Here is a 26,280-nt window from a genome sequence, read left to right on the forward strand (position 1 = left end):
CCATCCCTACACGCCTGGACGGCCTATGCAAAGCGACCGCTCTCCTCCTTCGCAACGATATAGACGCGCAGAGGCTCGCCGCGGCCGCGGACGGCGATCTCGCGGCTTTCGATGCCGGCGATATCGACGCCGGAAAGGCTCGCCACCGGCTCGGAAAAGACCAGAGCGCGGTTGAACTCCTTGGCCACGCTTTCGAGGCGGCTCGCCACGTTGACGGTATCGCCGATCGCGGTCACGTTCTTGACGTTGCCATAACCCATCGAACCGATCACCGCTAAGCCGGTATGAAGGCCGACGACGATTTCGAGGCCGACCGACAGCTCGTCTGCCAGCTCTTTGCCGAGTTTGTCGATCTCCCTGATGATCTCGGCGGCCGCCTTCAGCGCCTGCCGGTTGGCCTCCTGCGGCGTGGTTCGCAGGCCGAACAGGGCCATCGCGCCGTCGCCGATGAACTTGTCCATCCGGCCGCCATTGCCTTCGACGATGCGGCCGACGATCGAAAAATAGCGGTTGAGCAGGAAGACAATATCGAAGGGCAGCCGCGACTCGGTCAGCGTCGTAAAATGACGCAGATCGCAGAAAAAGACGACGATCTCACGTTCGCGACCTGGGCTCGCCGTTTGGCTGTAGACTGGAATGGTCGATTCCGCCATCGGCGTCAAAAGCGGCACGACACTGACGTTGCTCGTCGGACGCAATTGGCAAGCGAGGCGAACATCCGGCGTGGCGCCGATACGGTTCAGCGTCTTTTGCTCCAACGCCTCGGGCGGCGGCAGTTTTTCCCCGCCATCGATAATCTGGACGCGGCAAGTTGAGCATTGGCCCTTGCCGCCACAGACAGAGTAATGCGGGATGCCGCCGAGACGGCTTGCTTCAAGCACGGTGAAACCGCGAGGCACATGCACGACTTCGCCGCTCGCGTAACGGATCGCGACCTGATGCTGGCGTTCACGCAGCCTGCGATGGGTGCGGAATGCGAAAAGGCCAATGATGGACGCGCTGAAAGCACCGTAGAAGCCGGCGCGATAGGGCCATAGGTCGCTGACCATCTGGTTGCCGGGTACGGATCCGGTTTCGCCATAGCTGCGCAAGTCACTGTAATAGCCGCCTCGATAGCCGCGCTCGTCGTTCTGCGCCGCCTCATGCGATACCGTCCTGCCCATGGCGGCGAAACCGAGCAGGGCGAGCACGGGCAAAACGATGGCGAAAGACAGCATGAGGGGCGCAACGGTCTGATACCAGGAGCGATAGCGCAGCCAGAAATGAATACCGATGCAGCCATGGATCCAGACGACCATCAGCACGATCGTCTGGCGCACGCCGTTTGCCGGCGAGGTGATCCAGAGGCTGCGGACGATTGCACGGTAGTTGTCGTGGTAGCCGTAGACATCATGCAGGATTCGCGTACCGATGATGTGGTCGATCAGGAGGACCGGAACCAGCAAACCGGTGACGATCTGGAAGGCTTCGCCCGCCGGCATCACCAGGGTGCGGCGCTGGTAAAGCATGCGCAGGACGAGGAGGACATGCACGATCAGCGCACCGTAGAGAAGGACCGTGCCGACCGGACTGCGCCAGACGGCTAGGAACAGGTGCTGCGCGTGATCGGCGGCACCCAGCGAGATCAATCCGAGAGAATGATTCGCCAGATGCATGATCACGAAGACAAAAATGACCAAACCGGAGCCGAGGCGGAACTTTCGCACAAGACGATCGGAGATGATGGGTTTTCTCGCCTCTGTGGTCATCAAATCCAGTTTATATTGTCCGTTCACAAAAGAACGGAAAGCGGTTATCGCCTAGTGATCTAGCTGCAATGCCGCATGCTGTCGAGGATGCGGCTTTTGAAGCGAGAGCCTTATTGTAACGCAACCTGTCGGAATTCGGGCATTTCCCGTAGATTTCCGGGCCAAACTATCACTTTATTGTCAACTATTCGCACGCGCCATGAGGATCGCCTTCTACGCCCCACTGAAATCGCCCAGCAATCCGGTGCCGTCGGGCGACCGGTTGATGGCGCGACTCATCATCGCGGCCTTGGAGATGGTGGCACACAGGGTCGAGATCGCCTCGGAATTGCGCAGTTTCACGCCGACGCCGGAGGCTGGGCCGCGGGCCGAAATCGCCGGCATGGCGAGACACGAAACCGAGAGATTGCTCGAAAAATGGCGAAACGAGCCGCCGCCGGATCTCTGGTTCACCTACCATCCCTACTACAAGACGCCGGACCTGATCGGCCCGCCACTCGCGGCGACGCTTGGCATTCCCTACGTCACCGCCGAGGCGTCTTACAGCCGGCGACACGATGACAGCGGCTGGGGCGAAAATCAGCGGTTGGTGGCGGAAGGCGTCCGGCAGGCTGCCGTCAATCTCTGTTTTACCGAACGTGACCGGATCGGTCTCGTCGATGCCGTCCCGGAGGGGCACTACGAGCGCTTCCTGCCCTTCATCGATTCGGCGCTCTTCGGACCTCCGACAGAGGCCGTCGCCCCCCATCGGCTGATAACGGTTGCGATGATGCGGCGCGGCGACAAGTTCGACAGCTATGCGATGCTCGCGCAGGCGCTGGAGCTGATCCGTGATCGCGAATGGACGCTGACCGTCATCGGCGACGGGCCGATGCGCGAGGAGGTGCGGATGTTGTTTTCCACCTTCGATCATGATCGCATTACCTGGCTCGGAGAACGCGCGGCGCCGGAGATCGGGGCCGAACTGCGGGCAGGGGGCATCTATGTCTGGCCCGGCTGCGGTGAGGCCTATGGCCTTGCCTATCTGGAGGCACAAGCAGCCGGTCTGCCCGTCGTGGCGCAAGCAACTGCGGGCGTGCCGGAAGTGGTGATGGAGGGCGTTACAGGCCTTTTGGCACCTGAGGGCGATCTGAAAGCTTATGCCGATGCGATTGCACGCTTGTTGGACGACGACCTGAAACGCTGGGCGATGGGCGATGCGGCCTACCGTTTCGTTCATGAAAACCGGTCACTGACCGCGGCCTCGAAACGACTTGAGACCATCTTGCGAAAGCATTTGGGAGATTCCTATTATGAACGATAGAGCCGAATGGCAACCTCTGCGCAATGAATTGCAGCGCTGGGCCGATGCCGGGCGAAAGGCGAAACTATGGTTTCGCGACGACGACGCCATCGAACCAACCGCAGCGCTCGACCAACTGCTGGCGCTCTCAGATCGCTTTTCGATACCCATGGCGCTGGCGGTGATCCCCGCTCATACCGCCAAGCCGCTGGCCAATCGCTTGGCGAGCCAGAAAGGGCTGACGATAACCGTGCATGGCTGGACGCATCGCAATTATGCGCCGGACGAAACCAAGAAGCAGGAACTGGGCCCGCATCGCCCGCAAGAGATTGTGCTGGATGAACTTCACAAGGGCTTTGACAAGCTGAAAGCGCTTTATTCCGAGCAATTCGCGCCGATGCTGGTGCCGCCGTGGAACCGGATCGACAAGGCATTGCTGCCGGAGCTTGCTCCTCTCGGATACCGCGCCGTTTCCGTCTACGGATCGGGAAAACCGGGACAACCGATCGCCCTAGTCAATACCCATATCGATATTATGGATTGGCATGGCACGCATGGCGGACGACCGCATGGCGAGCTTGTCGGCTATCTCGTGCGAGAACTGCAAAACCGCTTCAAGGGCGATGACGAGCCGATCGGCATCCTGACCCACCATCTGGTCCATGACGCCACAGCTTGGGATTTCGTCACAACGCTGTTCGAGGAGACGGCTGTTCACCCGGCCGTCGACTGGCGCCAGGTCGGCGACTTCATGGGCTGACTGTGAGGCACGATGTTATCCCCAAAACGCGTCTTCGCACTTTTGGGATGCCGTCTCAAAGCTCAAGCAACTGACCGTCAAACGCAGCAAAGGCGCCGGCGAAACTCGCTTGCGCATCCCGCTGCATGTCATCCAGCTCCCTGTCCGTACGTGCAGGCGCATGGTGGAAGAGTGCGAGACGCTTTGCGCCCGCCTTTTTCGCCAGTTTGACGCCTTCCTGCCAGGTGGAATGCCCGAAACCCAGATGTTTCGGCATCTCCGGCTCGATGTAGGTCGTGTCGTAGACGGCCAGATCTGCATCCATCATCAGCGCAAGGGCTGCTTCGTCCAGTCGACCGGCCATGTGCTCGGTGTCGTAGACCAGCGCAATGACGCGGCCAGCCCATTCGATGCGGTAGCCGATGCAGCCGCCCGGATGATTCAGTTTGACGGTATGGATGACGATGCCCGGATGCGGTTTCAGCGTATCACCAGCCGCGAAATCACGAAACTTCATCGTCGCGCGACATATATCGGGCTCCACTGGAAACCATGGCGGGCGCATGAACTGGCCGATCAGTTGTCGCGTCGTCGTCTTGCCGGCGAGATGGCCAGACCAGATATCAACACTGACCTTGGGATCGTAGATCGGATTGAAGAAAGGCAGACCGATGATGTGGTCGTAGTGCGAGTGGGTGAAGAAGACATCGACGTCGCGAACACCTTCTTGCGCAAGCGACAAAGCCGCTTCCCGCGCTCCAGTCCCAGCGTCAAAAATAATGTGCCTGCCGTCATGCCGCAATTCGATGCAGGATGTATTCCCGCCGTAACGCTCGAATTCCGGTCCTGATACGGGAATACTTCCCCGCACACCCCAGAATCTAAGCTCGAAACTATCGTTTTTCATAGAAGTTTTGACACCATTCCCCTTTCCGTCAACGTAAGCACACTTTTCCTATCGTGCGAAGCCAGCAATTTTCGCAAAAGTCATACTCCCTTGAAAACTAAATCCCGCCATTTCATCAACGCGGAAGCCCGGTTTATGTTCAGCAACCAATTGCACACAATTAATATAGGTATGCGATGACAAAAAGTGATGAAGCTTCTGGCAACAGGTGATAGAGCTTGAGGTTATGGGTGTTCGGTGTCGGGGGACATACGAAAGCTCACATCTGCAATGCGTGTTATTCGATTGTTATCAGTCCTGGTGATCCTCGCGATCATCGCCGCCGTTGGGTTTTTCGCGCTTACCTCGCATGCGGAAATCCCCGCCGAAGAAGCATCGGCCCATTCTCAGTTTGACGCGCAGCTCATTGCGCATGGCGAAGCTTTAGCCTCGGTCGGCAATTGCATCGCCTGTCATACTGTCCCCGGCAAACAGGCTTTTGCCGGCGGCCTAGCGATACCGACTCCGTTCGGAACGCTTTATTCCACCAACATAACGCCTGATCCGGAGACCGGAATCGGCCGCTGGAGCGAGGCGGCCTTCAATCGCGCCATGCGAGAAGGTGTCAATCGCGAGGGCAACAACCTCTACCCGGCCTTTCCGTTCGACCATTTCACCCAGGTGACGGACGAGGACAATCGCGCGTTATATGCCTATCTGATGACACGCACGCCTGTGCACGCCGCAGCGCCGGCAAATCAGCTGCCATTCCCGCTGACGCTGCGGCCGTTGCTCGCCGGCTGGAAGCTTTTGTTTTTCCGCGAGGGTGCATTCACACCGGATCCGGCTCAGAGCGATGCCTGGAACCGTGGCGCCTATCTTGCCGAAGGCCTCGGCCATTGCGGCGCATGCCACACGCCGCGGAATAGCCTCGGCGCCGAGGACGCAAGCCGGCACTTCGCCGGTGGCGACGCGGAAGGCTGGCACGCGTTTGCGATCAACGGCGCTTCGGCAGCGCCCATTCCTTGGGACAAGGACAGCATAGCCTTCTATCTGCGTCATGGCTGGCACCAGTTCCATGGCGTCGCCGGCGGGCCGATGGCGGAAGTCACCGGCAATCTCGGCTCGCTCTCCGACAGCGATATCGACGCCATCGCGACCTACGTCGCCTTCAACATGGGCCAGCCTTCGGCGGACAAGGCGAAAAAGGCGGATGAACTGCGCAAGGCTTTTTCGGGTGATCAAGGCAAAGTCGCTCTGGTTTCGACTGAGCAAGACCCCTTGGCGGCCAAGACCGGATCCATGCCGGGCGCTGCGATCTACACGGCCACCTGTTCCACCTGCCACGAGGGCGGGCGGCCGCCGCCCTTCGGCGGCATGAATTTCGGCTTAAGTACCGCAATCCATGCACCGAGCCCACAGAACGCCATCAACATTGCGCTTTATGGGCTACCGCCGGCCGATGGCCAGCCGAGCGCCGTCATGCCGGCCTTTGGCGGTTCGCTGAACGACACGCAGGTCGCCGATCTTCTCGCCTATCTTCGTGCGCGCTTCACCGATGAGGCGCCTTGGCAGGACGTGGCAAATCAAGTCGCCAAGACGCGGTCGGGAGCAATCAAGGTTACAGTCGTCCCATCCGACGGCATCGAACGGGCACCCCTGAACGTGGGTGCGAAGGAGCAACCATGACAATTACGCTCACAATCAATGGCAAGGACCATGACGTCGAGACGGATACCGATACGCCGCTACTTTACGTGCTCAGAAACGATCTGGCGCTCAATGGCGCCAAATTCGGCTGCGGCCTCGGCCAATGCGGCGCCTGCACCGTCGTGGTCGACGAGCAGCCCGTGCTGTCCTGCGTAACCCCGATCACGCTTCTGCAAGGCAAGGCGATCACGACGGTCGAAGGACTCGGCACCATCGACAATCCCGGACGGATGCAGGCCGCATTTATCGAAGAGCAGGCGGCGCAGTGCGGTTACTGTATCGCCGGCATGATGATGGCCGCAGAAGCGTTGCTGAGACGAAATCCCGATCCGAGTGACGACGATATCCGTGCGGCACTACGCACCAATCTCTGTCGCTGCGGCACCCACATGCGCATCATGGCGGCAATCCGCCGCGCGGCAAAATCGCAAACGCAGACGACGAAGAGGACAGGCTGATGGACACCCTGGACAAAATGGAGATCACCCGTCGCGGCCTGCTGGCAGGCACCGGCTTCTTGATGCTCAGCTTTTCCGTCAGCGGCGCGAACGCCCAGGAGGCCGCTCCGGCAGCCGAGGCGGCGAAAAGCCCACCTTTGCCGGGCGACCTGGCCGACACCCCCTATCTCGATTCCTGGATCAAGATCGGCGCCGACAGCCACATCACCGTCTTCACTGGCAAGGCCGAACTGGGGCAGGGCATCAGGACCGCGCTGATCCAGCTCGCCGCCGAGGAATTGCAGGTAGAGCCCGGCGATATCGAGTTGATCACCGCCGATACCGGGCTGACCCCCAATGAGGGTTATACGGCCGGCAGCATGTCGATCACCGGCAGCGGCGTGGCCATCCGTAATGCCGCCGCGCAGGTGCGGAACCTGCTGATCGCCCAGGCCGCCAGCCATTTCGGCCTTGATGCCGGCACATTGCGGGCCAAGGGCAAGGCCATTCTTGCCGCCGATGGTCGCTCCGTCGGCTATGGCGAGCTGGTTTCCGGCCAATCCTTGCATCTGAAAGCGCAACCGCAATCGCAGCTGACGCCACCCACCGCCTTGCGTTACATCGGCAAGTCTATGCAGCGGGTCGATATTCCCGCCAAGGTCACGGGCGGCGTCGCCTATGTCCAGGATCTGAAGCTCGACGGCATGCTGCACGCCCGGCTGGTACGGCCGCCGAGCTATGGCGCGAAGCTTCAGGATTTCGATCACAGCAGCGTCGCCTCCATGCCCGGCATCGTCTCCGTCATCCGCGACGGCAATTTCCTTGCTGTCGTTGCGGAACAGGAGTTCCAGGCGGTCAAGGCCATGCGCGCGCTGACCGCCATCGCCCGCTGGCATGAAAGCCCGGCTCTTCCCGAACAGGCGAATCTGCCTGCGGTTCTGGAAAGTCTGGAAAGCGACGTCGGCACGGTCGCACAGTCCGGTACGACCAGCTTCAACGGTCCGACGATCTTCGAGGCGACTTATACGCGCCCCTATGTCAGCCACGGCTCCATCGGCCCGTCCTGCTCGGTTGCGGTGATGGATACGGACGGCAACGTCAAGGTCTGGACGCACACGCAGGGCGTCTTTCCCGATCGCGGCGCGATCGCCGATCTGCTCGGGTTGCCGAACGAAAAAGTCCGCGCCATTCATATGCCGAGCGCCGGCTGCTACGGCCACAATGGCGCCGACGATGCCGCCGGCGATGCCGCGCTGATCGCCTCCAAGCTTCCGGGCCGGCCGATCCGCCTGCAATGGATGCGCGATCAGGAGCATGGCTGGGAACCCTTCGGCCCCGCCATGGTGATGAAGGTCAAGGCTTCGCTCGACGCCAACGGCAAGATCGACAGCTGGGACTACGATCTCTGGAGCAACACCCATTCGACCCGCCCCGGCAAGGCGGGCGAACTGATCGCCGGCCGGCTGAAGGAAAATCCCGTCGCGCCGCTGCCGGTGAAAATGGAAATAACGCCGCTCGGCAACGGCGACCGCAATGCCGATCCGCTCTACGTCCTTCCGAACCGGCGTGTCCACTGGCACTTCGTGGCGGACATGCCCTTGCGCGTTTCGGCGCTCAGAAGTCTTGGCGCCTATGCCAACGTCTTTTCCATCGAGAGCACGATGGATGAGTTGTCGCGCTTGGCCAATACAGATCCGGTCGAGTTTCGGCTCCGCCATCTGGCTGACCCGCGTGCCCGCGACGTGGTGCAAATGGCGGCGGACAAGTTCGGCTGGAGCAACAGCAAGCTTCCCGACGGACACGGCCGCGGTTTCGCTTTTGCACGCTATAAGAACCATGCTGCCTATCTCGCCATTGCCGTGGAAGCCAAGGTCGAGCGTGAGACGGGCAGGGCGCAGGTTCTTCGTGCAGTCGCGGCGATCGACAGCGGCCAGGTCATCAACCCAGACGGCATTCGCAACCAGACGGAAGGCGGCATCCTGCAGTCGATGAGTTGGACGCTTTACGAAGCCGTGACCTTCGACGATACGCGCATCACCAGCACCGATTGGTCGCGCTATCCGATCCTGCGCTTCACCAGCGTTCCAGAGACGGTCGACGTCCACATCATCGATCGGCCGGATCAGCCTTTCCTCGGTACCGGGGAGGCGGCGCAGGGGCCGACGTCGGCAGCCGTCGCCAACGCCATCCGTGATACCATCGGCAAGCGGCTCTACAACCTGCCGCTGACGCGCGAGCGGATCAAGGCGGCAATGACAGCCTGATAATCTGTTGGCGCGGTCTTAGAATACCGCGGCAAACCTTTTCGGATCATGCCCTGGTGGAGGCGGCGAGGCTGCCTTCACCCTTAACGCGCAATGTCACGAGCCTGCAATCATACTGTCGCAAAACTGTCATCCAGCCTGTCTAAATGTCGCCTTAATTTAATCCGCACGACATTTTGGTCGCCAATGAACGCCCCCACACGCCCCTTGCTTGCTGCCGTCTCCGCGGCAGAACTTGAATTGAGCTACGGCGAGACAACGATACTTCGCGGCATCGACTTTTCCCTTCCCACAGGCCAGACGCTGGCGTTGCTCGGACCCTCCGGTTGTGGCAAGACCACGCTGTTGCGGCTGGTCGCCGGCCTTCTCGCCCCTAGCAAAGGGCGGATCTCAATCGGCGAGCAGATCGTCGCAGACGCCGCCAAAGCTGCTTTCCTGCCGCCGGAGCGGCGTGGGCTCGGCATGGTGTTTCAGGACTATGCCTTGTGGCCGCACCTGACAGTCGGCGGCAATGTCTCTTTTCCGTTGGAAATGCGCGGCGTCAACAGAGCGGATCGCGAGAGCCGCACGTTGAGGGCGCTGGAACGCGTCGGGCTCAGCGGCTATGGGCAGCGCAAGCCGAGCGAGCTTTCGGGCGGCCAACAGCAGCGCGTTGCCATCGCCCGCGCCATCGTCGCCGAACCGGCACTGATCCTCTTCGACGAGCCCCTCTCCAATCTCGACCGTGAATTGCGCGAAACCATGGTCGGCGAGATCGGCAATCTGATCTCCTCCCTCGGGCTGACGGCAATCTACGTCACACACGATCATAGCGAAGCCCTTAGCCTCGCCGACCAAGTGGCGATCATGCGTGGCGGACTTATTGAGCAGCTGGCGCCGCCGGATGTCCTCATCGACCGGCCGGCAACGCCGGAGGTCGCGGATTTCCTGCGGCTAGGCTGCGTTGCCGCCGTGGAGCGCCATGGTGAGACCTGGCGGCTGGTTCGAGGCGGCGCGGCGATTGCGGCTGCCGATGCGGCGGCTCCGGATACCACGCATGCGCTGCTGCCCCTGGGCGCCATCGAACTTGTGGAAGCTTCGCAGGTAGCGCTCAGCGGCATCGTGCTCCGCTCGCAATTTCGCGGTGATGGCCATCTCGCCACCGTGCAAATCGGATCGGACGAGGACCACGGCGAACTCCAGTTAATCAGTAGGGCCAAACTTCGCGCGGGCGAGCCCGTCGGCCTGCGGATCGATCCCCAGCATATCCGCTGGTTTTCAAGCAGAGCTTATAAATAAAGGGAGTTTTTGAGGATGTTTAAATCGATCAAGAGCATGGCGCTTGCCGCTGTGACGGCCATGATGATGGCCGGCGTCGCGCATGCAGACATTACCGTTTATACCGCCGGTCCCCAGGACCTCATCGACAAACTCGCCTCCGGCTTCACGACGCAGACAGGGATCAAGGTCAAGGTCTTCCAGGCGACGACCGGCAAGGTCATGGCCCGTATCGAATCGGAAGCGTCGAACCCGGTCGTCGACGTGCTGATTTCGGCTTCCTGGGATACAGCAACCGACTTCGCCAAGCGCGGCTGGCTCGTTCCTTACACCAGCCCGAACGCTGCCAAAGTGCCGGACTTCCTGAAAACCGATACCGCCGTGGCTCAGGGCGTCTCCGCCCTCGGTATCGCCTGGAACCCGAAGAGCAACACACCGAAGCCGACCGAATGGGCCGACCTGACCAAGCCTGAATACAAGGATCTGGTCAACATTCCGGACCCTGCCCAGTCAGGCTCCTCTTTCGAACTCACAGCCGCGTTGCAGGGCACGGATGGCTGGAAGCTGTTCGATGACCTCAAGGCCAACGGCGCGATCGTCGCCGGCGCCAATGCCGATGCGCTGAACCCGGTTCTGCAAGGCGCCAAGGCTGCCGTTTTCGGCGCCGTCGATTATATCGCCATGGGCAGCAAGGCCAACGGTGAGAACATCGACGTGATTTTCCCGGCCTCCGGCACCGTCATCGCGCCGCGCCCGGCCATGATCCTCAACTGGTCGAAGCATCAGGACGAAGCCAAGAAGTTCATCGACTACATGCTCTCCGATGAAGGCCAGAAGGCTGTCGCAGACGATTATCTGATGCCCTCGCGCACGGACATTCCGGCCAACCGCCCGCTAATCAGCGATCTCAAAGTGCTGCAGTACGACGCCAAGGCGATTTACGGCAAGCGCAAGGACACGCTGAAGGAATTCGCGGACAAGTTCGCGAAATAAGGTCTGAACAGGATGAAGGCGAACGGCATCAGCGGTGCGGCACCGGCAGCGTGGCTCGCGACATTGGGCCTCGTGCTGGTGGTGGCGGTGCCGTTCGCAGCCATCGTCCTGCAGGCGATTTTTCCGGAGATCGGGCAGGGCTCCTTTGCGGCGCCCTTCTCGCAATTCCTCGCGGCACTCGGCGACAGCGCATTACTGACGATGAGCCGCAACACGCTGATCCTCGGTTTCAGCGTCGTTCTTTTGTCCGCGCTGCTGGCTGTGCCGCTCGGCGTGTGCCGGGCACTCTATAAGGTGCCCTTTGCCGGCTTTTGGGACGTGGTTCTGCTCGTTCCCTTCATGATCCCGCCCTATATTGCCACGCTTGGCTGGATCATGACGCTGCAGCCTCGCGGTTATCTGCAGCAGTTGGCCGGCTTCAATCTGGCGCCGGTATTGTTTTCACTCTTCGGCATGACTTTCGTCATGGCGATGAACACGTTTCCGGTCGTCTATTTCGCCGTATCGCGCACGGTCGAAGCGGTCGGCTCGCGCTATGCCGACATCGGTCGCGTCTTTGGCGCCTCGTCAGCGCGTTCCTTCTGGCGCATCACTCTGCCACTGTCAGCCCCTGGCCTTGCCGGCAGTCTAATGCTGGTCTTCGCAGCCGCGATCGAGGAATACGGCACGCCGGCTGCCCTTGGCGGGCGCACGAAATTCCAGGTACTGGTCACCGGCATCGATCTGCGCGTCTCCGATTGGCCGATCGACCTGCCGGGTGCGGCGATACTGTCGATCGTGCTGCTTGCCATGTCGCTTATAACCTTCCTGTTGCAGCGTTGGATCCTTGCTCGGCGATCCTATGAGACGACGGGCGGCAAGCCGCAAAACAAGGACAAGCGGCCGCTCGGTGCCCTCGGCATTCCCGTCCTCATCGCCTTTGCCGTCGTGGCCTTTCTTGCGACCGGCGTGCCGTTGCTCGCCATTCTCGCCACCGCCTCGTCCAAGACGATTTCCGGCGGACTGACACCGGGCAATCTCGGCTTTAACAATTTCCTCGCCGTCTTCAAAGACAGCGCCGGCGCGCTGCGGGCGCTTGGAAACAGTATGGCGCTCGGCGTTGGAACCGCGTTTCTGACCGGCCTGATCGGCGTTCTCGCTGCCTATACCACCGTCAAGACACGCTATCGTGGCCGCATGCTGCTCGACATCATGACGATCCTGCCGAATGCCCTGCCGGGCATCGTCGTGGCCGTCGGCCTGATCCTGGCCTGGAATATGCCCGGCCTGCCGTTCACACCCTACAATACCGGTCTCATCCTGCTGCTTGCCTATTGCTGCCTGCTGCTGCCGCAGCCGGTGCGCTACACCACAGCCGCTTTCCAGCAGATCGGCGACAATCTGGAGGCGGCAGCGCGCGTCTGCGGCGCCAGCAGATTCACCGCCTTCCGTCGCATCATGCTGCCTTTGGTTTTGCCCAGTCTGGCAACTTCTATGCTGCTCGTCTTTGCTGTCGCGTCACGCGAACTCGTCGCCTCGGTCGTGGTCGCGCCTGTCGGCATGCAGACGATCGCAACCTTCATCTGGCGCCAGTTCGAGCAGGGATCGATCGGCCTCGGCATGGCGACGGCCTTCATTACCATCGTCATCACCACGCTGCTGCCGCTCTGCGTCATCGGCCTCATGCGCCGCGTCAGCGTCATTCAGGACTGATCGGGCTGCCGCGCCTCACGCCGAAAGCGGCGCAACCGGCTCGTGCGCAAAGCCCGCCGAATCCAGCGCTCTACGGATGAGGCCGGACGCCTTGGCATCGTTCATGAAGGCCGTCACGAAGGCGAACGCCGAAGGTTTGTCCTTTCCGACCGCGATCGCGATCCCCGTTTGCTGGAAGCCGCCATCAAGAACGCGGGCGTTCGGAAACCTGGGGAGGAGGGTATGAAAAGCATCGCGCGACAGAGCGAGAGCCTCCGCTTGTCCCGTCAACAGAAGATCGACCGCAGCGGCGATCGATTCCTGCGCCGTCGGCACGGTCTTTGACAGGCTGCGCGTCGAAGCGCGGATCGTCGTCGTGTTGGCAATGCCGACGACGCGGATACCCTCACGATCGACCTCGGCAAGCGTCCTGATACCGGATGCGCCGGTCACGAGATAGGTACTTTCAAGCACGTAATAGGCCGGACCGAATGCCACTCTCTTGCGGCGTTCCTCATCGACCGGCATGAAGCTGACATCGATCACGCCCCGCTCCAGCGCGTCGGTGCAAGCGCCGGAGTTCATGAAGATGACGATGTCCAGGGATACGCCAAGCTGGGACGCCAGCGCCTCCGCCAAATCGACGGTCACACCCTTGACCTCATCTCGGTCGCGCGTGGCAAAAAGCACGGACGGGGCGGGGGCGGCGATGATGCCGACTCTCAGCTTTCCGGTCGGGGTGAGCTCTCCAAAGGCAGCTTCACGATCAAGCGGCATGTGGGCATTGTCCATGGCTTCACACATCAAATCAGACCGTCGGATCAAGCCGAAACCGGTGTGCCGACACCGATGAGAGCCTCGCCTTGATTCACCGACAGGCTCGTCAGCCGGTAAAGGATGAAGCCCGCCTTTTCCGATTGAATAGTTGCAAGAGCTTCGCCGAATACGTTCTTGATTTCACCCAGCAATTCGCCAACGCCGACGGTCTCGGTGAGATCCTTGCGAGGATACCAGAGGCCGGTGACCGGCGCGGTCGGCACCCACATGGTCACCACCTTGCCTGACCCCACGGTACTCTTCGGAGCATCCGCGACCATGCTGAGATGCTGCATCACCCGGCGGACGCCATCCGTGAGCTGCGTGACGGTCGCGTCGCCCCAAAGGCCGTTGCCGCTGACCTCCGGCAGGATGCTCGGAATGCCGAGCTTGCCCGCGGCATCGACCGTGTAACCGGCCCCGCCGGCTGCGACCAGCACGGGAATGCCGAAGGCGGCGGCCATGGCCTGGGATTTTTCCGATCCGGCCGGGAAGATCGTGAACGGCTCCAGACCCTCGTCCAGATCGCCGCCATGCATATCGATATAGGCGTCGACCTGCGGATAGACCTTCGTCACCAGCCAGTTCGCAAGCCGCTCGCTGGTCGAACCCTCCGGATTGCCGGGGAACATGCGGTTCAGGTTCTTGCCGTCCTGCGGCATGATGTAGATGTTGCGCTTGTGGAATGCCCGGACGTTGAGGATCGGCAGGATCACCAGCGTTCCTTTGATCTCCTCCGGCTTGGTCTGCATTGTCCGCACCGCCGCCTCGATCGAGCAGAATTCCGACCCATGGACGCCGGCCGTGATCAAAAGCGTTGGGCCAGGTTGCCCGCTCTCGATGATCGCGAAAGGGATCGCCGTTTCATCAATCGGAGTAACATGGCCGAACTCGACGCGGGCTTTACCGGTGTGAAGAGCAGGCAAATTTTCCATGGCGCAACATCCTCTCAAAATAGCGGTGGGATTTATATCTGACATCGCGGAGACCGCGCCGAAAACGTGCGAGAGATTGCGTCAGGATAAACACCCTGTTGCTGTTACGACAAGGCCGAACCTCATGCCGCCGGAAAATCGCTGCTTTCGGCCAGCTGCCTATAGGCTTCGACTGCGTAGAGCACGGTCCGCATCTGTGCCTCGTGGCAATCGATGAAGGTCTGGTCGTAGACCGTCTCGTCGGTCGCCTCGGTTATGATCGTCAGCGGCGCCTGATAGAGCGAGCTGACCTGCTTCAGCACGGGGATGCCGTAGCGGACCTCGAACGGAGCGTTCGGCATGTGTTGCCGGACACAATCGATCTGCTTGGCGTTGAAGGCGACAAGGGTTTTGTCCTCCGCAAGTCGTCGCGCCACCTCGCCAAGCAAGGTCTCGCCGATCGTCTCCCAGCCGGGATGGGTGCAGATGATGAGGAAGAAACCCTTCGGGATGGTCCAGAGCTCGAAACCGCGTGGCAGGTAGCCGGACATCGGCCGTGTCCATTCATGCGAAGGATAGCCGTGCAGGTTAAGATGAAGCTTGGCGGAAGACAGTGCCAGGGCCGTTGTTCTTGCGTCACGCTCATAGGCAGGGGCCGGGACGGTGAAAGAGAGATCGTCCCCAAAGGCCGTATAGCGGGCCGCGTGATGCATGTGGAACGGGTTTTCGACGATCAGTCTCTGGTGCAGCTCATAGCCGTCGACGTTCTCGACGGGAATGATGGCGAAATGTGAATTGGGATCGGCGGCAAGGGCTTGTGCGGCCCTCAGCGCGCCGACCGGACCGCTGGTCTCGTTTGCATGTTGGCCGGAGGAGATGAGGACGGCAGGGCCGGGGCCCTTGTGATAACGCCCGAGTACATCGCGACCCTCGCGTGAAACGGCCTTGATCGGCTCTCCCTCGATCTTGGATAACTCGTTTCGAATCTGACCGATCTTTAGCGGCCGGCCGGCGGTTTCCATGGCGATGTCGGGGCCTGTGGTCTCCTCATGCTCGCCGAAATCCTCGATCGTCATCACGATCCGCGGATCGACCTTTGCAGCACGAATATCCGGTACGACCTGGCCGGGTCTTGCTCCGCCACGACCGGCCATGGCGCCCATTTCCGCATTCAGGCATTCGCGCAGGGTGAAAAACAGGTCCTCGTGCATGGCTTCGCGCAGGCTGATGCTTTCACTGCAGAAATCGAGATCGCGATCGTTGGCCGGCAGCTCGACTGTGATCCGCAGCCGGTCGAAATACGGCTGCTGCCGCTCCCAATGATGCTGCTTGACGGCATCGACGGCGGCGAGGAACAGGGTTTCAAAATCAGTCTTCAGGCGCTGCCCGGCATCGGCGACACCGACTGCCCGCCGCCAGCCGCAGCAACGGAGCACCGGCGTGCCGACATGATCGTCCTCGACGACGTTCGGCGCGAAGACGGCATGCGTGTTCGTTTCACCGGCTTTCGTTGTGAGCGTCACGTCATAGACGAGATCGAGCTCATTGGCGTGAAAGGATATCTCGGCATCGCCGACGAGGGCGCCCAGCGGATAGGCCTCGATCAGGAAACGATGGGAATCGGCGGCCGCATGAACGGGGTAGCCGACCTCGATCCGGGCAAGGGAGGAAACATCGACCTCTTCCAGGAAGAAATAGACCAACGGCTTGTAAGCGCTGCGGATGCGCGCCTTGATGCCGGCCGCAGCGAGCTTTTCTTCCGCGGCCTTGCGTGAGGGGCTGTCGTCGAACAGCCAGGCCTCGACCGGTTGGCTCGGGGGGCTGGAAAGCAGCAGGGAGACCAGCGCGTCGAGCGTGCGCGGAACATCGAGATTGAGAATAGTGGTCATTTTTCCCTCGTCGGATCGAGATAGTCGCGGAGCCAGTCGCCGAGCAGATTGAGCCCGAGGACGGTGAACATGATGGCGAAGCCCGGAAAGACGCTGACCCACCAGGCCGACTGCACATAGGTGCGACCATCGGCCAGCATGCCGCCCCAGCTCGGTATCGTCGCATCGACGCCGAGGCCGACGAAGGTCAGGCTGCTTTCGAGCAGGATGTTGTTGGCGACGTTGAGCGTCATCAGCACGATCACCGGGCCGATGATATTCGGCAGAATATGCATGAAGATGATCCGGCCCTTGCCGACGCCGATGGCCCGTGCCGACTGGATGAATTCCCGATCGCGCAGGGACAGCACCTGGCCGCGCACAAGGCGGGCATATTGCACCCATTGCGCGATGATCATCAGCGATATCAGGACGGAAAGACCCGGGCCGACGATGGCGATGAAGGTCAGCGCCATCAGCATGAACGGCATGGCAAGCTGAACGTCGGCGATGCGCATCAGGATCATGTCGGCAACACCGCGGAAGTAGCCGGCGATCAATCCTGCCGTCGTGCCGACGATCGTGGCGCCGCCGACCGACAATATGCCGACGATCAGCGATATCTTGCCGCCGGCGGCGATACGGGCCAGCACATCGCGGCCGAGCGGATCGGTGCCGAGAATATGTTTCAAGCTGACGAAGGGCGGGAGCAAGCGGGCCCGTAGATCCATCATATCTGCGCTGCCACGGAAGATCACGTCGGAGAAGACGACGAGCAGGACCATGCCGGCGGTGAAAATGATACCGAGGATCAGTTCCAGCGGCGTATGGCGAAAGAAGGAGATGCGTGTTGCGGAAGAGACGGCCATGGGCATCACTTCCTTCCGATGCGGGGATCGATGATGCCGTAGGCGAGATCGATCGCAAGGTTGGTGAGCACGATCATCAGCGCCAGCACGGTGATCGTCCCCTGCAGCACCGGATAGTCGCGCGCCGAAATCGCGTCGAAGGCGAGGCTGCCCATGCCCGGCCAGTTGAACACGCGTTCGACAATGACGACGCCCCCGAGCAAGTCGCCGAACTGCAGGCCGACGAAGGTCAAAAGCGGGATCAGGCAATTGCGAAGCGCATGCTTATAGAGCACGACGCGTTCCTTCAGCCCCTTTGCTCGCGAGACGAGGATGTATTGCGTCGACAGCGTTTCCAGCATCGCAGTGCGCACGATGCGGACATTGACGGCGGAAAGGATGAGCGCCAGCGTCAGGCAGGGCAGGACAAGACCCTGATAGACGAGGAAGCCGCTCGACGGCAGCCACTCGAACTTGATCGAGAAAATCAGCACCAGCATGATCGCCAGCCAGAAATTCGGGAAGGAGAGCCCGATAAGTGAGAAGATGCGGATAATCTGATCCGACCAGGAGCCGGCCTTGACGGCAGCATGGATGCCTAGCGGGATCGAAATCAGGAAAGAAATGATCAGCGAGAGGAAAGAGAGCAGCAGGGTGGCGGGCAAGGCTTGCGCAATCAACGTCCAGACCGGCGTGCCGCCGAAGAAACTCTTGCCGAAATCGCCCCTGATGACGCCCCCGATGAAATTCAGATATTGCATATGGAAGGGCTGATCGAGACCCAGACCAGCGCGGATGCGCTGCAGATCCGCTTCGCTGATGGCGCCGCCACCACTCACAAGCATGGCCGTAGGATCGCCGGACAGGCGGATCGCATAGGAGACGAGCAGCGTGACGACGATCACGACGAACAGCGCCTGAAACAGACGTTTTAAGATATAGACTGGCATGATTTGCCCCTGCTGAAACGATGACTGCTCGCCTGTCAGCGGGCAGTCATGCCGGGTTCCGATCTATTCAACAGTGGTATCGAGGAAGCGGAAGCGGACATCCGGCGTCGGCGCCAGATTGTGAACACGCTTGTTGATGGCATAGAGCGTGTTGCTGTTATAGAGCGGGATCTCATAAGCCTGATCGGCGGCGTAGTCGGCGATCTGGTTCAGAATCTTCTTGCGCTCATCGACATTGTAGGTTGCGCGTTGCGCTTCCAGCATCTGATCGAGCTTGGCATCCTTGATGTAGGGATTCCAGAACTGGCCGCTGTGATACAGCAGATAGGCCGTGTTGTCGAAGTCGAAGGTCCAGCCACCCCACTGATATTGATAGAGCGGACCGGTTTTGCCGTGCGGTACCAGATCGGTGTAATAGACGTTGGATTCATAGGACTTCAGCGAGACATTGATGCCGACAGCTTGCAGATAGGCGGCAACCGTCTGGGCGACTTCGCGGAAGGTGGCATTCGTGCCGATGAAGGACAGTTCGACGTTGGTGCCGGGCTTGACGCCGGCCTTGTCGAGCGCGGCTTTGGCAGCCGCAGGGTCGAAAGGCAGCGGCTTCAAGTTCGGATCATAGCCGAAGGACAACGAGCTCTGCAGGCTGGCGATCGGTTTGGCGTTGCCCTGCATGATCTGTTCAATGATTGCATCCCGATCGATCGCCTCGATCATGGCCTTGCGAACGGACGGGTCCTTGGTGATGCCGTCGGCGCTGTTGAAGCGCAGCATAACCACGTCGGGGCCGGTGATGCTTTCCACTTCCAGCTTGGGGTCGCCTTTGATCGTATCGATCAGGCTGATTGGTACCAGTGTGGCAATGTCGATGCCGCCCGATTGCAGCTCGGACACCTGGGTTGCCGCTTCCGGAATGAAGCGGTAAACGAGGCCGCTCAGCTTCGGCGCGCCGCCCCAATAATCGGGGTTGGCCTCCAGTGTCAGACTGACCTTCGGCTTATAGTCGACGAACTTGAAGGCGCCCGTGCCGACCGGATGAAGATTGAAATAGGCGTCGCCCTTTTCCTGAATATATTTCGGCGGCACGATCATCGCGCCATAACCGGCGAGCTTGGTGATCAGCACCGGATCCGGCGTCTTCAGGATGAAATCGACGGTATAGTCATCGACGACGTTGACCGAGCCGATCGAGGTGTAGTTCGCCTGTTGCGGTCCTTTGGCGCCATCAGGACCAAGGAGCCGGTCGAAGGTGAACTTGACCGCGGCAGCGTTGAAATCTTCGCCGTCGTGGAATTTTACGCCCTTGCGGAGAGTGAAACGAATGCGTTTGTTGTCGTCCAGGAATTGCCAGCTGGTGGCAAGGCCGGGATAGAGTTTCAAATCCGGGCCGCGCAGAACAAGGCCATCATAGAGGTTGCTGCCGATACGACCCCAGGTGAGGGTGAACGTATCGATCGGGTCCCAGCTGCCGTCATCTGTTTCAAGCGCGACGGTCAAGGTGCCGGCGGCATGGGCCGGCGTCGTCGTTGCGATCGGCAGAAGCGAAAGAGCGGCGGCAAAAAGAAGATTGCGATATCCTGTCAATTTCATTGTCTTATTCCCCTTGATATTTTTGTGGCAATGCAATTCGGGTAGGCGGTCTGTCCTTATGGGAGGGCTGCGGACAGCTTCTGCGGCTCGGCCGCAACGAAGTGGGAGGGCGAGAAGCGGCGATATTCGACAAGCGCCGGCTCGTCGCCGATTTTCCGGACAGGGCTCGGAATGGCGCCGGTCAAAAGTGAGGTGTCGATGCCGCGATCAGGATCCGGGATCGGGATCGCCGAGAGCAATTTCCGCGTATAGGGATGCTGCGGATTTTCGAAGATCTCCTGCCGCGTGCCGATCTCAACGATTTGGCCGAGATACATCACCGCGACGCGGTGGCTGATCTTTTCGACCACAGCCATGTCATGAGTGATGAACAGGTAGGAGAGGCCGCGCTCCTTCTGCAATTCCAGCAGCAGGTCCAGGATCTGCGCCTGTATCGAGACATCGAGCGCCGAGACCGACTCATCGGCGATGATCAGTTCGGGATCGCTCGCAAGCGCGCGGGCAATGCAGACGCGTTGGCGCTGGCCACCGGAAAGCTCATGCGGAAATCGTGTCCGATAGTCGCGCGGTAGGCCCACGCGGTCGAGCAGATCATTGGTGCGTGCGTCGATCGCCGTCCTGGTTGGCAACAGCTTATGAACGACCATCGGCTCGGCAATGCTGGCACCGACCCGCTGACGCGGATCGAGTGCGGCATAGGGATCCTGAAAGATGTATTGGATCTTCTGCAGCAGCGAGTGTTTCTCGCGGTCGTTCATTTCGGCGATGTCACGTCCGCGAAAACGTATCTTGCCGCCAGTCGGCTGCATGATCTGCTGCAGCATGCGGCCGGTCGTCGATTTGCCGCTGCCGGATTCGCCGACCAGTGCCAGCGTCTCGCCAGCCGACATCTCGAAGGAGATGCCTTCGACGGCGTGCACCCGATGCGTCGTGCGCCCAAATATGTTCTTCTTCGCCTGGAACCGGGCGGTCAGTCCGTCGACCTGGAGAAGCGGCGGCTTGGCGCCCGAGCGCTCTGCCTCCAGTTTCTCGCTATTGGGCGCGGGCTTTCCGGACATGCTGCCGAGCCGCGGTACGGCGGCAAGCAAGGCCTGCGTGTAGATGTGCCGAGGATGGGAAAACAGGGCACGCACCGGTGCATCCTCGAGCTTTTCGCCATAGCGCATGACGATGACGTCATCTGCCATCTCGGCGACCACGCCCATGTCGTGGGTGATGAAGATCACTGCCATGCCGAGCTCGCGCTGCAATTCCCTGATGGTGTTGAGGATCTGTGCCTGAATGGTGACGTCCAGTGCCGTCGTCGGCTCATCGGCAATCAGAAGCTGGGGCCGGCAGGAGAGTGCCATGGCGATCATGACGCGCTGGCGCATGCCGCCGGACAGTTGATGCGGATATCGCTTCATCATCGCGTCGGCGTCGGGGATGCGGACTTTTTCCAGCATATCGCGCGAGATGCGATTGGCCTCGGCCCGGGATGTCCTTTGATGCAGCAACACGGCCTCGGTGATCTGGTCGCCGATCGAAAAGACCGGATCGAGCGAGGTCATCGGCTCCTGGAAGATCATGGCAATCTCGCCGCCGCGGATTTGCCGGATGCGTTCGGGGCTTGCCTTGAGAAGATCGAGCGGGCCGGCGCGGCTTCGGAAAATCGCCTCGCCGCCGCTGATGCGGCCGCCGGAATAGTCGGTGAGGCGCATGATGGCCCTCGACGTCACCGATTTGCCTGAGCCGGATTCGCCGACGATGGCGAGCGTCTTGCCGGCGTGGACATCGAAGCTGAGCGACTTCACAGCCTGAAAGGCATCGAACCTTTGGGGAAAGTCTACCGATAGCGAGCGAACCGAAAGAAGGGGGGCAGAAGGGTCAGTTCGGGTATCGGTCGGTAGGCTCATAGGGTTGCCGCTGACCTCGCTGCCTGCTCGTAATAGCCCGACAGCGCCCTCAAATGCGAGGCTATGTCGGAAAGATCGTCCTGAGACAGGCCGGAAACCTTGGTGGCCTCGACCAGCAGCCGCTCGCGGATTTCGGAATAGCGCGTCAGCGCCTCCAGGCCCTTGTCGGTCACCTGGATCATCTTTTCCTTACCGGTCTTGCCGGTCTTGACGAGGCCGGCAGCCTCCAATTTCTTCACGGCGTAGTTGGCGACATGGGTGTCTTCGATGTCGAGCACGAGGCAAAGATCGGACAACGTCTTCGGCCGCCCACGGTGCCGCACCGAATGAATGATCAAGATCTCGACCGGCGAGAGACTAGGCACGCCGGCGGCCGCCATGCAGCGAACCATCCAGCGGTTAAATGCATGTGAAAAAAGGATCAATCCATACTCAAGTTCGGAGAGGGCTGGAGAACTGCCCCCCGCCAAATGGGCGGACGACACGATCAGTTCTCGGGGAGATTTCCGTTCCTTCGTCTTATCCAAAGAGCTCTCACATTTTCGGATTGAAGTACGTCAAGCAGACTATCCGACGAAGACAATTTGTCAACAAATTATCGCTAAGATTGAACTATACTCGACCGGCCTTTTTCCGGATCACACGACCGCACCCAAGCCGGCCAAGGAGGCAACTTCTACGCCTCCGGCTTGCCGTATCCACCGCCGGTCGGTGTGACGACGGTGAAGGCCTCGCCGGCGTCCAAAACGGTATGGGCGGCGCCGATCAGCTCCTCGATGGTACCGTCGTTGCGCCGGACATAGTTGCGGCCGGTCTGGCCCGGTTCACCACCCTTGGCGCCAAACGGAGCGACGCGGCGATGGCCGGAGAGTATGGCGAATTCCAGCTTCTCGCGGGTGCGAATGGTGCGTTGCGTACCGTTGCCGGAGCTCCACCTGCCGCGTCCGCCGGAATTCGGGCGGATATGGAAATCCTCCAGCACCACGGGAAAGCGTGTTTCGAGAATTTCCGGGTCGGTCAGGCGCGAATTGGTCATATGCGTGTGCACCGCATCTGCGCCGTTGAACCCCGGACCGGCCGGCGCGCCGGAGCAGATCGTCTCGTAATATTGATAGGCGTCGTTGCCGAAGGTGAGGTTGTTCATCGTCCCTTGGGCGGCGGCAAGTGTGCCGACCGCACCGAACAGGCAGTTGGTGACGGCCTGGCTGACCTCGACATTGCCCGCGACGACGGCCGCCGGATATTTCGGCGTCAGCATCGTACCATCCGGAATGATGATCCGGACCGGCCTGAGGCAACCGGCGTTCATCGGGATATCGGCTTCGACCAGCACGCGGAAAACGTAAAGCACGGCGGCGCGGGTTACCGGCCGCGGCGCATTGAAATTATCAGCGCGCTGCTCCGAGGTGCCGGTGAAATCCACCGTCGCCTCACGCTTGTCCCTGTCGATCGAAATCCTGACGACGATCTTGCAGCCCTGATCCATCTCATAACTGAACTCGCCGTCCGGCAGGCGATCGAGGACGCGGCGCACGCTTTCGGCTGCATTGTCCTGGACGTGGCCCATATAAGCGTCGACAACCGCTTCGCCGAAGTGGACGATCATCTTCTTCAGCTCGGCGACACCCTTCTCATTGGCGGCGACCTGGGCCTTCAGGTCGTTGACGTTCTGCGCCAGAGTGCGCACCGGATAGCGGGCGCCGGTCAATAGCTTCGCAAGCTCGCCTTCGCAGAAATGGCCTCGGTCGAGCAGCTTGAAATTGTCAATATAGACGCCTTCCTCTTCGATATGGGTGGCCAGTGGCGACATGGAGCCGGGCGAGATGCCGCCGATATCGGCGTGATGGCCGCGGCTGGCGACCCAGAAACGAATCTTCTTGCCGGCATCGTCGAAGACGGGCGTGCAGACAGTCAGGTCTGGCAGGTGGGTGCCGCCATTATAGGGCGCGTTGATCAGGAAGACATCGCCTGGGTGAATGACCGGATTTTCGCGGATGGCAGTTGCGACCGAGGCGTCCATGGAGCCGAGATGCACCGGCATATGCGGCGCGTTGGCGACAAGATTACCCTCGGCATCGAAGACTGCACAGGAAAAATCCAGCCGCTCCTTGATATTGACGGAATAGGCGGTGTTCTGCAGCGTCACGCCCATCTGTTCGGCGATGGACATGAAGAGATTGTTGAAGATCTCCAGCATCACCGGATCGGCTTTGGTGCCGATGGCGGTGCGCTCCGGCAATGCCTTGATGCGGGTCAGAATGATGTGATCCTTCGCCGTCAGCTTCGCCTGCCAGCCGTCCTCAATGACGATGGTCTGATTCGGCTCGATGATGATCGCCGGTCCGGTCACTGTCTGGCCAGGCAGGATCGCCTCGCGCAGCACGACGGCCGCGTCATGGCTTTCTCCTTGCGAATGGAAGGCAGTGCGGCTGGTCGCATCGGCTTCGCCTTTGCCTGTTTCTTTCCGCTCGATATCGATCTCGGCCGCCGCGCCTCCGATCGTCTCGATTTCGACCGCCTCGACCACCAGCGGCTTATCCCCGGCGACGAAGCCGAAGCGGCGCTTGTGCAGCAGTTCGAATTCGCTGCGCAACCGCGCAGGATCGTCGATCTCGGGGAAGGTGACCTCAACGGCCAGCATCGTGTCCGTCCCGGCATAGCGGATGTGAGCGCGCTGGACGGTGCGGATATCGTCCGCTGCCACTCCCTGCGTTTGCAGTTCCGGTACGCATTCGCGCTGCAATTCCCGCCCCAATGCGGCAATGGCCGTGGGCGCGGCATTGTCGAGCGGTACGCCAAGCGCCTTCTGTCGCGTCGCCCTGATGTCGGCAAGACCCATGCCATAGGCCGAGAGCAGGCCCGACATTGGATGCAGCAGAATACTTTTCATGCCGAGCGAGTCTGCGACAAGGCAGGCATGCTGTCCGCCCGCGCCGCCAAAGCAGTTGAGCGCGTAGCGCGTCACGTCATAGCCGCGCTGCACCGAAATCTTCTTGATCGCCTCGACCATGTTGGCAACGGCGATGCGAATGAAGCCGTCAGCCACTTCTTCCGGGCCGCGGCCATCGCCGATCTGAATCGCCAACTCGGCGAACTTGCCGCGCACGGTTTCGACATCCAGCCGCTGGTCCTGGTTCGGCCCGAAAATCGCCGGGAAGAATTCCGGTAGCAATTTGCCGGTCATGACATTGGCATCGGTCACGGCCAGCGGTCCGCCATTGCGATAGCAGGCAGGGCCGGGAAAGGCGCCGGCAGAATCCGGGCCTACACGGAAACGGTCGCCGTCGAAATGCAGGATCGAGCCGCCGCCGGCAGCTACCGTGTGGATCAGCATCATCGGCGCACGGACGCGGACACCGGCGACCTCCGTCTCGAAAGCGCGCTCATACTCGCCGTCGAAATGCGCCACATCCGTCGACGTGCCGCCCATATCGAAGCCGATGACATTGGCGAACCCAGCCTGCTCGCCTGTCTTGGCGAGACCGACTACGCCGCCTGCAGGGCCAGAGAGGATGGCGTCCTTACCCTGGAACATGTCGGCGGCGGTCAGCCCACCGGACGACATCATGAACATGACGCGCGCACCGGTGCGAGCAATATCAAGCTCTTTCGAGACTTGGTTGATGTAGCGGCCGAGCACTGGCGAGAGATAGGCATCGACCACCGTCGTGTCGCCGCGGCCGACCAGCTTGATCAGCGGCGAGACTTCGTGGCTGACCGAGACCTGCTCGAAACCGAGGCGTCGTGCGATCTTGGCGACGGTTGCTTCATGCGCCGGAAATTTATAAGCATGCATGAAGACGATCGCGACAGCGCGATAGCCTTTGCCGCGCAGATCCCGCAATGCTGCTTCCGCCGTCTGCTCGTCCAGGGCAAGCTCTACCGTGCCGTCGGCAAGCACGCGCTCCTCGATCTCCACCACGTCGTCATAAAGCGCTTCGGGCTTGATGATTTCGGTGGCGAAGATCTTCTTGCGCTCTTGATAGCCAATGCGCAGCGCATCGCGGAACCCCTTGGTCGTCACGAGCGCCAAACGTTCGCCCTTGCGCTCCAGGAGCGCGTTGGTGGCGACCGTGGTGCCCATCCGCACCTCGCCGATCAGGCCGGCCGGGATCGGTTCGCCACTTGTCAGGCCGAGATGCAGACGGATGCCATAGACGGCGGCGTCGCGATAGGCGTCGGGATTTTCCGATAGGACCTTGCGGGCATGCAATTCGCCTGCGGGGTCGCGTCCGACGATGTCGGTGAAAGTGCCACCACGATCGATCCAGAAATCCCAATGCCCCGCTGCGCTGCCTGACAAGACCGCCTCCACCAAACTGCTCAAATAATCACTAAGAAAATATCGATAAATCGTCGACGTTTTGTCGTCAACGGCGAATCCCCATCACGACAGACTTAACTGGGCGTAC

The 26,280-nt window shown here is 60.9% G+C and carries 19 protein-coding genes; 8 read left to right on the forward strand and 11 right to left on the reverse strand.

The features are described from left to right. Window positions 1-23: 23 nt before the first annotated feature. The gene (locus PY649_RS20875) at window positions 24-1,748 is read right to left on the reverse strand and encodes an adenylate/guanylate cyclase domain-containing protein (protein ID WP_285870569.1); all 1,725 of its coding nucleotides are present in this window, start codon (window positions 1,746-1,748) and stop codon (window positions 24-26) included. A gap of 199 nt (window positions 1,749-1,947) precedes the next feature. Here PY649_RS20875 and PY649_RS20880 point away from each other — a divergent pair, with 199 nt between their 5' ends. Next, window positions 1,948-3,051: a glycosyltransferase family 4 protein gene (locus tag PY649_RS20880; RefSeq protein ID WP_285870570.1), complete on the forward strand. Its 1,104-nt coding sequence runs from the start codon at window positions 1,948-1,950 to the stop codon at window positions 3,049-3,051. Next, window positions 3,041-3,790 (forward strand): polysaccharide deacetylase family protein, encoded by a 750-nt coding sequence (locus PY649_RS20885; protein WP_285870571.1) that lies wholly within the window; start codon window positions 3,041-3,043, stop codon window positions 3,788-3,790. The genes PY649_RS20880 and PY649_RS20885 overlap by 11 nt, the downstream gene beginning before the upstream one ends. Before the next feature lie 55 nt (window positions 3,791-3,845). Here the strand turns inward: PY649_RS20885 and PY649_RS20890 are convergent, their stop codons facing one another. Continuing rightward, complete coding sequence (locus PY649_RS20890; protein WP_285870572.1) at window positions 3,846-4,676, reverse strand: MBL fold metallo-hydrolase; 831 nt, start codon at window positions 4,674-4,676, stop codon at window positions 3,846-3,848. A gap of 270 nt (window positions 4,677-4,946) precedes the next feature. Here PY649_RS20890 and PY649_RS20895 point away from each other — a divergent pair, with 270 nt between their 5' ends. The 6 genes from PY649_RS20895 to PY649_RS20920 all read left to right on the forward strand — a co-directional run bounded on the left by PY649_RS20895 (window position 4,947) and on the right by PY649_RS20920 (window position 13,008). Continuing rightward, on the forward strand, window positions 4,947-6,344 hold the full coding sequence (locus tag PY649_RS20895; protein ID WP_285870573.1) for a c-type cytochrome: 1,398 nt from the start codon (window positions 4,947-4,949) through the stop codon (window positions 6,342-6,344). Further along, complete coding sequence (locus PY649_RS20900) at window positions 6,341-6,823, forward strand: (2Fe-2S)-binding protein (RefSeq protein ID WP_285870574.1); 483 nt, start codon at window positions 6,341-6,343, stop codon at window positions 6,821-6,823. Before PY649_RS20895 ends, PY649_RS20900 begins: the two co-directional genes overlap by 4 nt. Then, window positions 6,823-9,066: a xanthine dehydrogenase family protein molybdopterin-binding subunit gene (locus PY649_RS20905; protein ID WP_285870575.1), complete on the forward strand. Its 2,244-nt coding sequence runs from the start codon at window positions 6,823-6,825 to the stop codon at window positions 9,064-9,066. The genes PY649_RS20900 and PY649_RS20905 overlap by 1 nt, the downstream gene beginning before the upstream one ends. Window positions 9,067-9,252: 186 nt before the next feature. Beyond that, complete coding sequence (locus PY649_RS20910; RefSeq protein WP_285870576.1) at window positions 9,253-10,344, forward strand: ABC transporter ATP-binding protein; 1,092 nt, start codon at window positions 9,253-9,255, stop codon at window positions 10,342-10,344. Window positions 10,345-10,359: 15 nt separating this feature from the next. Further along, window positions 10,360-11,316, forward strand: a complete 957-nt coding sequence (locus PY649_RS20915) for an ABC transporter substrate-binding protein (RefSeq protein ID WP_285870577.1) — start codon at window positions 10,360-10,362, stop codon at window positions 11,314-11,316. Window positions 11,317-11,328: 12 nt separating this feature from the next. Continuing rightward, complete coding sequence (locus tag PY649_RS20920) at window positions 11,329-13,008, forward strand: ABC transporter permease (RefSeq protein WP_285870578.1); 1,680 nt, start codon at window positions 11,329-11,331, stop codon at window positions 13,006-13,008. A 15-nt stretch (window positions 13,009-13,023) separates the two neighbouring features. Here the strand turns inward: PY649_RS20920 and PY649_RS20925 are convergent, their stop codons facing one another. The 9 genes from PY649_RS20925 to PY649_RS20965 form a co-directional block, all read right to left on the reverse strand. Then, window positions 13,024-13,764, reverse strand: coding sequence for a transporter substrate-binding domain-containing protein (locus tag PY649_RS20925; protein WP_285870579.1), 741 nt, complete (start codon window positions 13,762-13,764; stop codon window positions 13,024-13,026). 44 nt (window positions 13,765-13,808) lie between these two features. Further along, a complete protein-coding gene (locus tag PY649_RS20930) occupies window positions 13,809-14,738 on the reverse strand; it encodes a succinylglutamate desuccinylase/aspartoacylase family protein (protein ID WP_285870580.1) in 930 nt (309 codons plus the stop codon). A 122-nt stretch (window positions 14,739-14,860) separates the two neighbouring features. Then, window positions 14,861-16,606 carry a M14 family zinc carboxypeptidase gene (locus PY649_RS20935; protein WP_285870581.1) on the reverse strand — a complete coding sequence of 582 codons (1,746 nt, stop codon included), beginning with the start codon at window positions 16,604-16,606 and terminating at the stop codon, window positions 14,861-14,863. Continuing rightward, entirely contained in the window at window positions 16,603-17,454 is an 852-nt protein-coding gene (locus PY649_RS20940; RefSeq protein WP_285870582.1) for an ABC transporter permease, read from the reverse strand. Before PY649_RS20940 ends, PY649_RS20935 begins: the two co-directional genes overlap by 4 nt. 5 nt (window positions 17,455-17,459) lie before the next feature. Next, window positions 17,460-18,383, reverse strand: a complete 924-nt coding sequence (locus PY649_RS20945; RefSeq protein WP_285870583.1) for an ABC transporter permease — start codon at window positions 18,381-18,383, stop codon at window positions 17,460-17,462. 63 nt (window positions 18,384-18,446) lie between these two features. Then, the gene (locus tag PY649_RS20950; protein WP_285870585.1) at window positions 18,447-19,973 is read right to left on the reverse strand and encodes an ABC transporter substrate-binding protein; all 1,527 of its coding nucleotides are present in this window, start codon (window positions 19,971-19,973) and stop codon (window positions 18,447-18,449) included. Between the two features lie 56 nt (window positions 19,974-20,029). Next, window positions 20,030-21,868, reverse strand: a complete 1,839-nt coding sequence (locus PY649_RS20955) for an ABC transporter ATP-binding protein (protein ID WP_285870586.1) — start codon at window positions 21,866-21,868, stop codon at window positions 20,030-20,032. After that, on the reverse strand, window positions 21,865-22,416 hold the full coding sequence (locus tag PY649_RS20960; protein ID WP_432761386.1) for a winged helix DNA-binding protein: 552 nt from the start codon (window positions 22,414-22,416) through the stop codon (window positions 21,865-21,867). The genes PY649_RS20955 and PY649_RS20960 overlap by 4 nt, the downstream gene beginning before the upstream one ends. Window positions 22,417-22,544: 128 nt before the next feature. Further along, entirely contained in the window at window positions 22,545-26,171 is a 3,627-nt protein-coding gene (locus tag PY649_RS20965) for a hydantoinase B/oxoprolinase family protein (RefSeq protein ID WP_285870588.1), read from the reverse strand. Between the last annotated feature and the right edge of the window lie 109 nt (window positions 26,172-26,280).

This window comes from Rhizobium mayense, from assembly GCF_030272705.1.
Classification (GTDB): Bacteria; Pseudomonadota; Alphaproteobacteria; order Rhizobiales; family Rhizobiaceae; genus Rhizobium; species Rhizobium mayense.

Excerpts from the sequence above, each read along its gene's own strand:
- PY649_RS20925 (WP_285870579.1), bottom strand. The coding sequence starts at position 13,764 with ATGCCGCTTGATCGTGAAGCTGCCTTTGGAGAGCTCACCCCGACCGGA.
- PY649_RS20895 (WP_285870573.1), top strand. The coding sequence starts at position 4,947 with ATGCGTGTTATTCGATTGTTATCAGTCCTGGTGATCCTCGCGATCATC.
- PY649_RS20885 (WP_285870571.1), top strand. The coding sequence starts at position 3,041 with ATGAACGATAGAGCCGAATGGCAACCTCTGCGCAATGAATTGCAGCGC.
- PY649_RS20915 (WP_285870577.1), top strand. The coding sequence starts at position 10,360 with ATGTTTAAATCGATCAAGAGCATGGCGCTTGCCGCTGTGACGGCCATG.
- PY649_RS20940 (WP_285870582.1), bottom strand. The coding sequence starts at position 17,454 with ATGGCCGTCTCTTCCGCAACACGCATCTCCTTCTTTCGCCATACGCCG.
- PY649_RS20945 (WP_285870583.1), bottom strand. The coding sequence starts at position 18,383 with ATGCCAGTCTATATCTTAAAACGTCTGTTTCAGGCGCTGTTCGTCGTG.
- PY649_RS20910 (WP_285870576.1), top strand. The coding sequence starts at position 9,253 with ATGAACGCCCCCACACGCCCCTTGCTTGCTGCCGTCTCCGCGGCAGAA.
- PY649_RS20950 (WP_285870585.1), bottom strand. The coding sequence starts at position 19,973 with ATGAAATTGACAGGATATCGCAATCTTCTTTTTGCCGCCGCTCTTTCG.
- PY649_RS20955 (WP_285870586.1), bottom strand. The coding sequence starts at position 21,868 with ATGAGCCTACCGACCGATACCCGAACTGACCCTTCTGCCCCCCTTCTT.
- PY649_RS20930 (WP_285870580.1), bottom strand. The coding sequence starts at position 14,738 with ATGGAAAATTTGCCTGCTCTTCACACCGGTAAAGCCCGCGTCGAGTTC.
- PY649_RS20935 (WP_285870581.1), bottom strand. The coding sequence starts at position 16,606 with ATGACCACTATTCTCAATCTCGATGTTCCGCGCACGCTCGACGCGCTG.
- PY649_RS20900 (WP_285870574.1), top strand. The coding sequence starts at position 6,341 with ATGACAATTACGCTCACAATCAATGGCAAGGACCATGACGTCGAGACG.
- PY649_RS20880 (WP_285870570.1), top strand. The coding sequence starts at position 1,948 with ATGAGGATCGCCTTCTACGCCCCACTGAAATCGCCCAGCAATCCGGTG.
- PY649_RS20920 (WP_285870578.1), top strand. The coding sequence starts at position 11,329 with ATGAAGGCGAACGGCATCAGCGGTGCGGCACCGGCAGCGTGGCTCGCG.
- PY649_RS20905 (WP_285870575.1), top strand. The coding sequence starts at position 6,823 with ATGGACACCCTGGACAAAATGGAGATCACCCGTCGCGGCCTGCTGGCA.
- PY649_RS20890 (WP_285870572.1), bottom strand. The coding sequence starts at position 4,676 with ATGAAAAACGATAGTTTCGAGCTTAGATTCTGGGGTGTGCGGGGAAGT.
- PY649_RS20875 (WP_285870569.1), bottom strand. The coding sequence starts at position 1,748 with ATGACCACAGAGGCGAGAAAACCCATCATCTCCGATCGTCTTGTGCGA.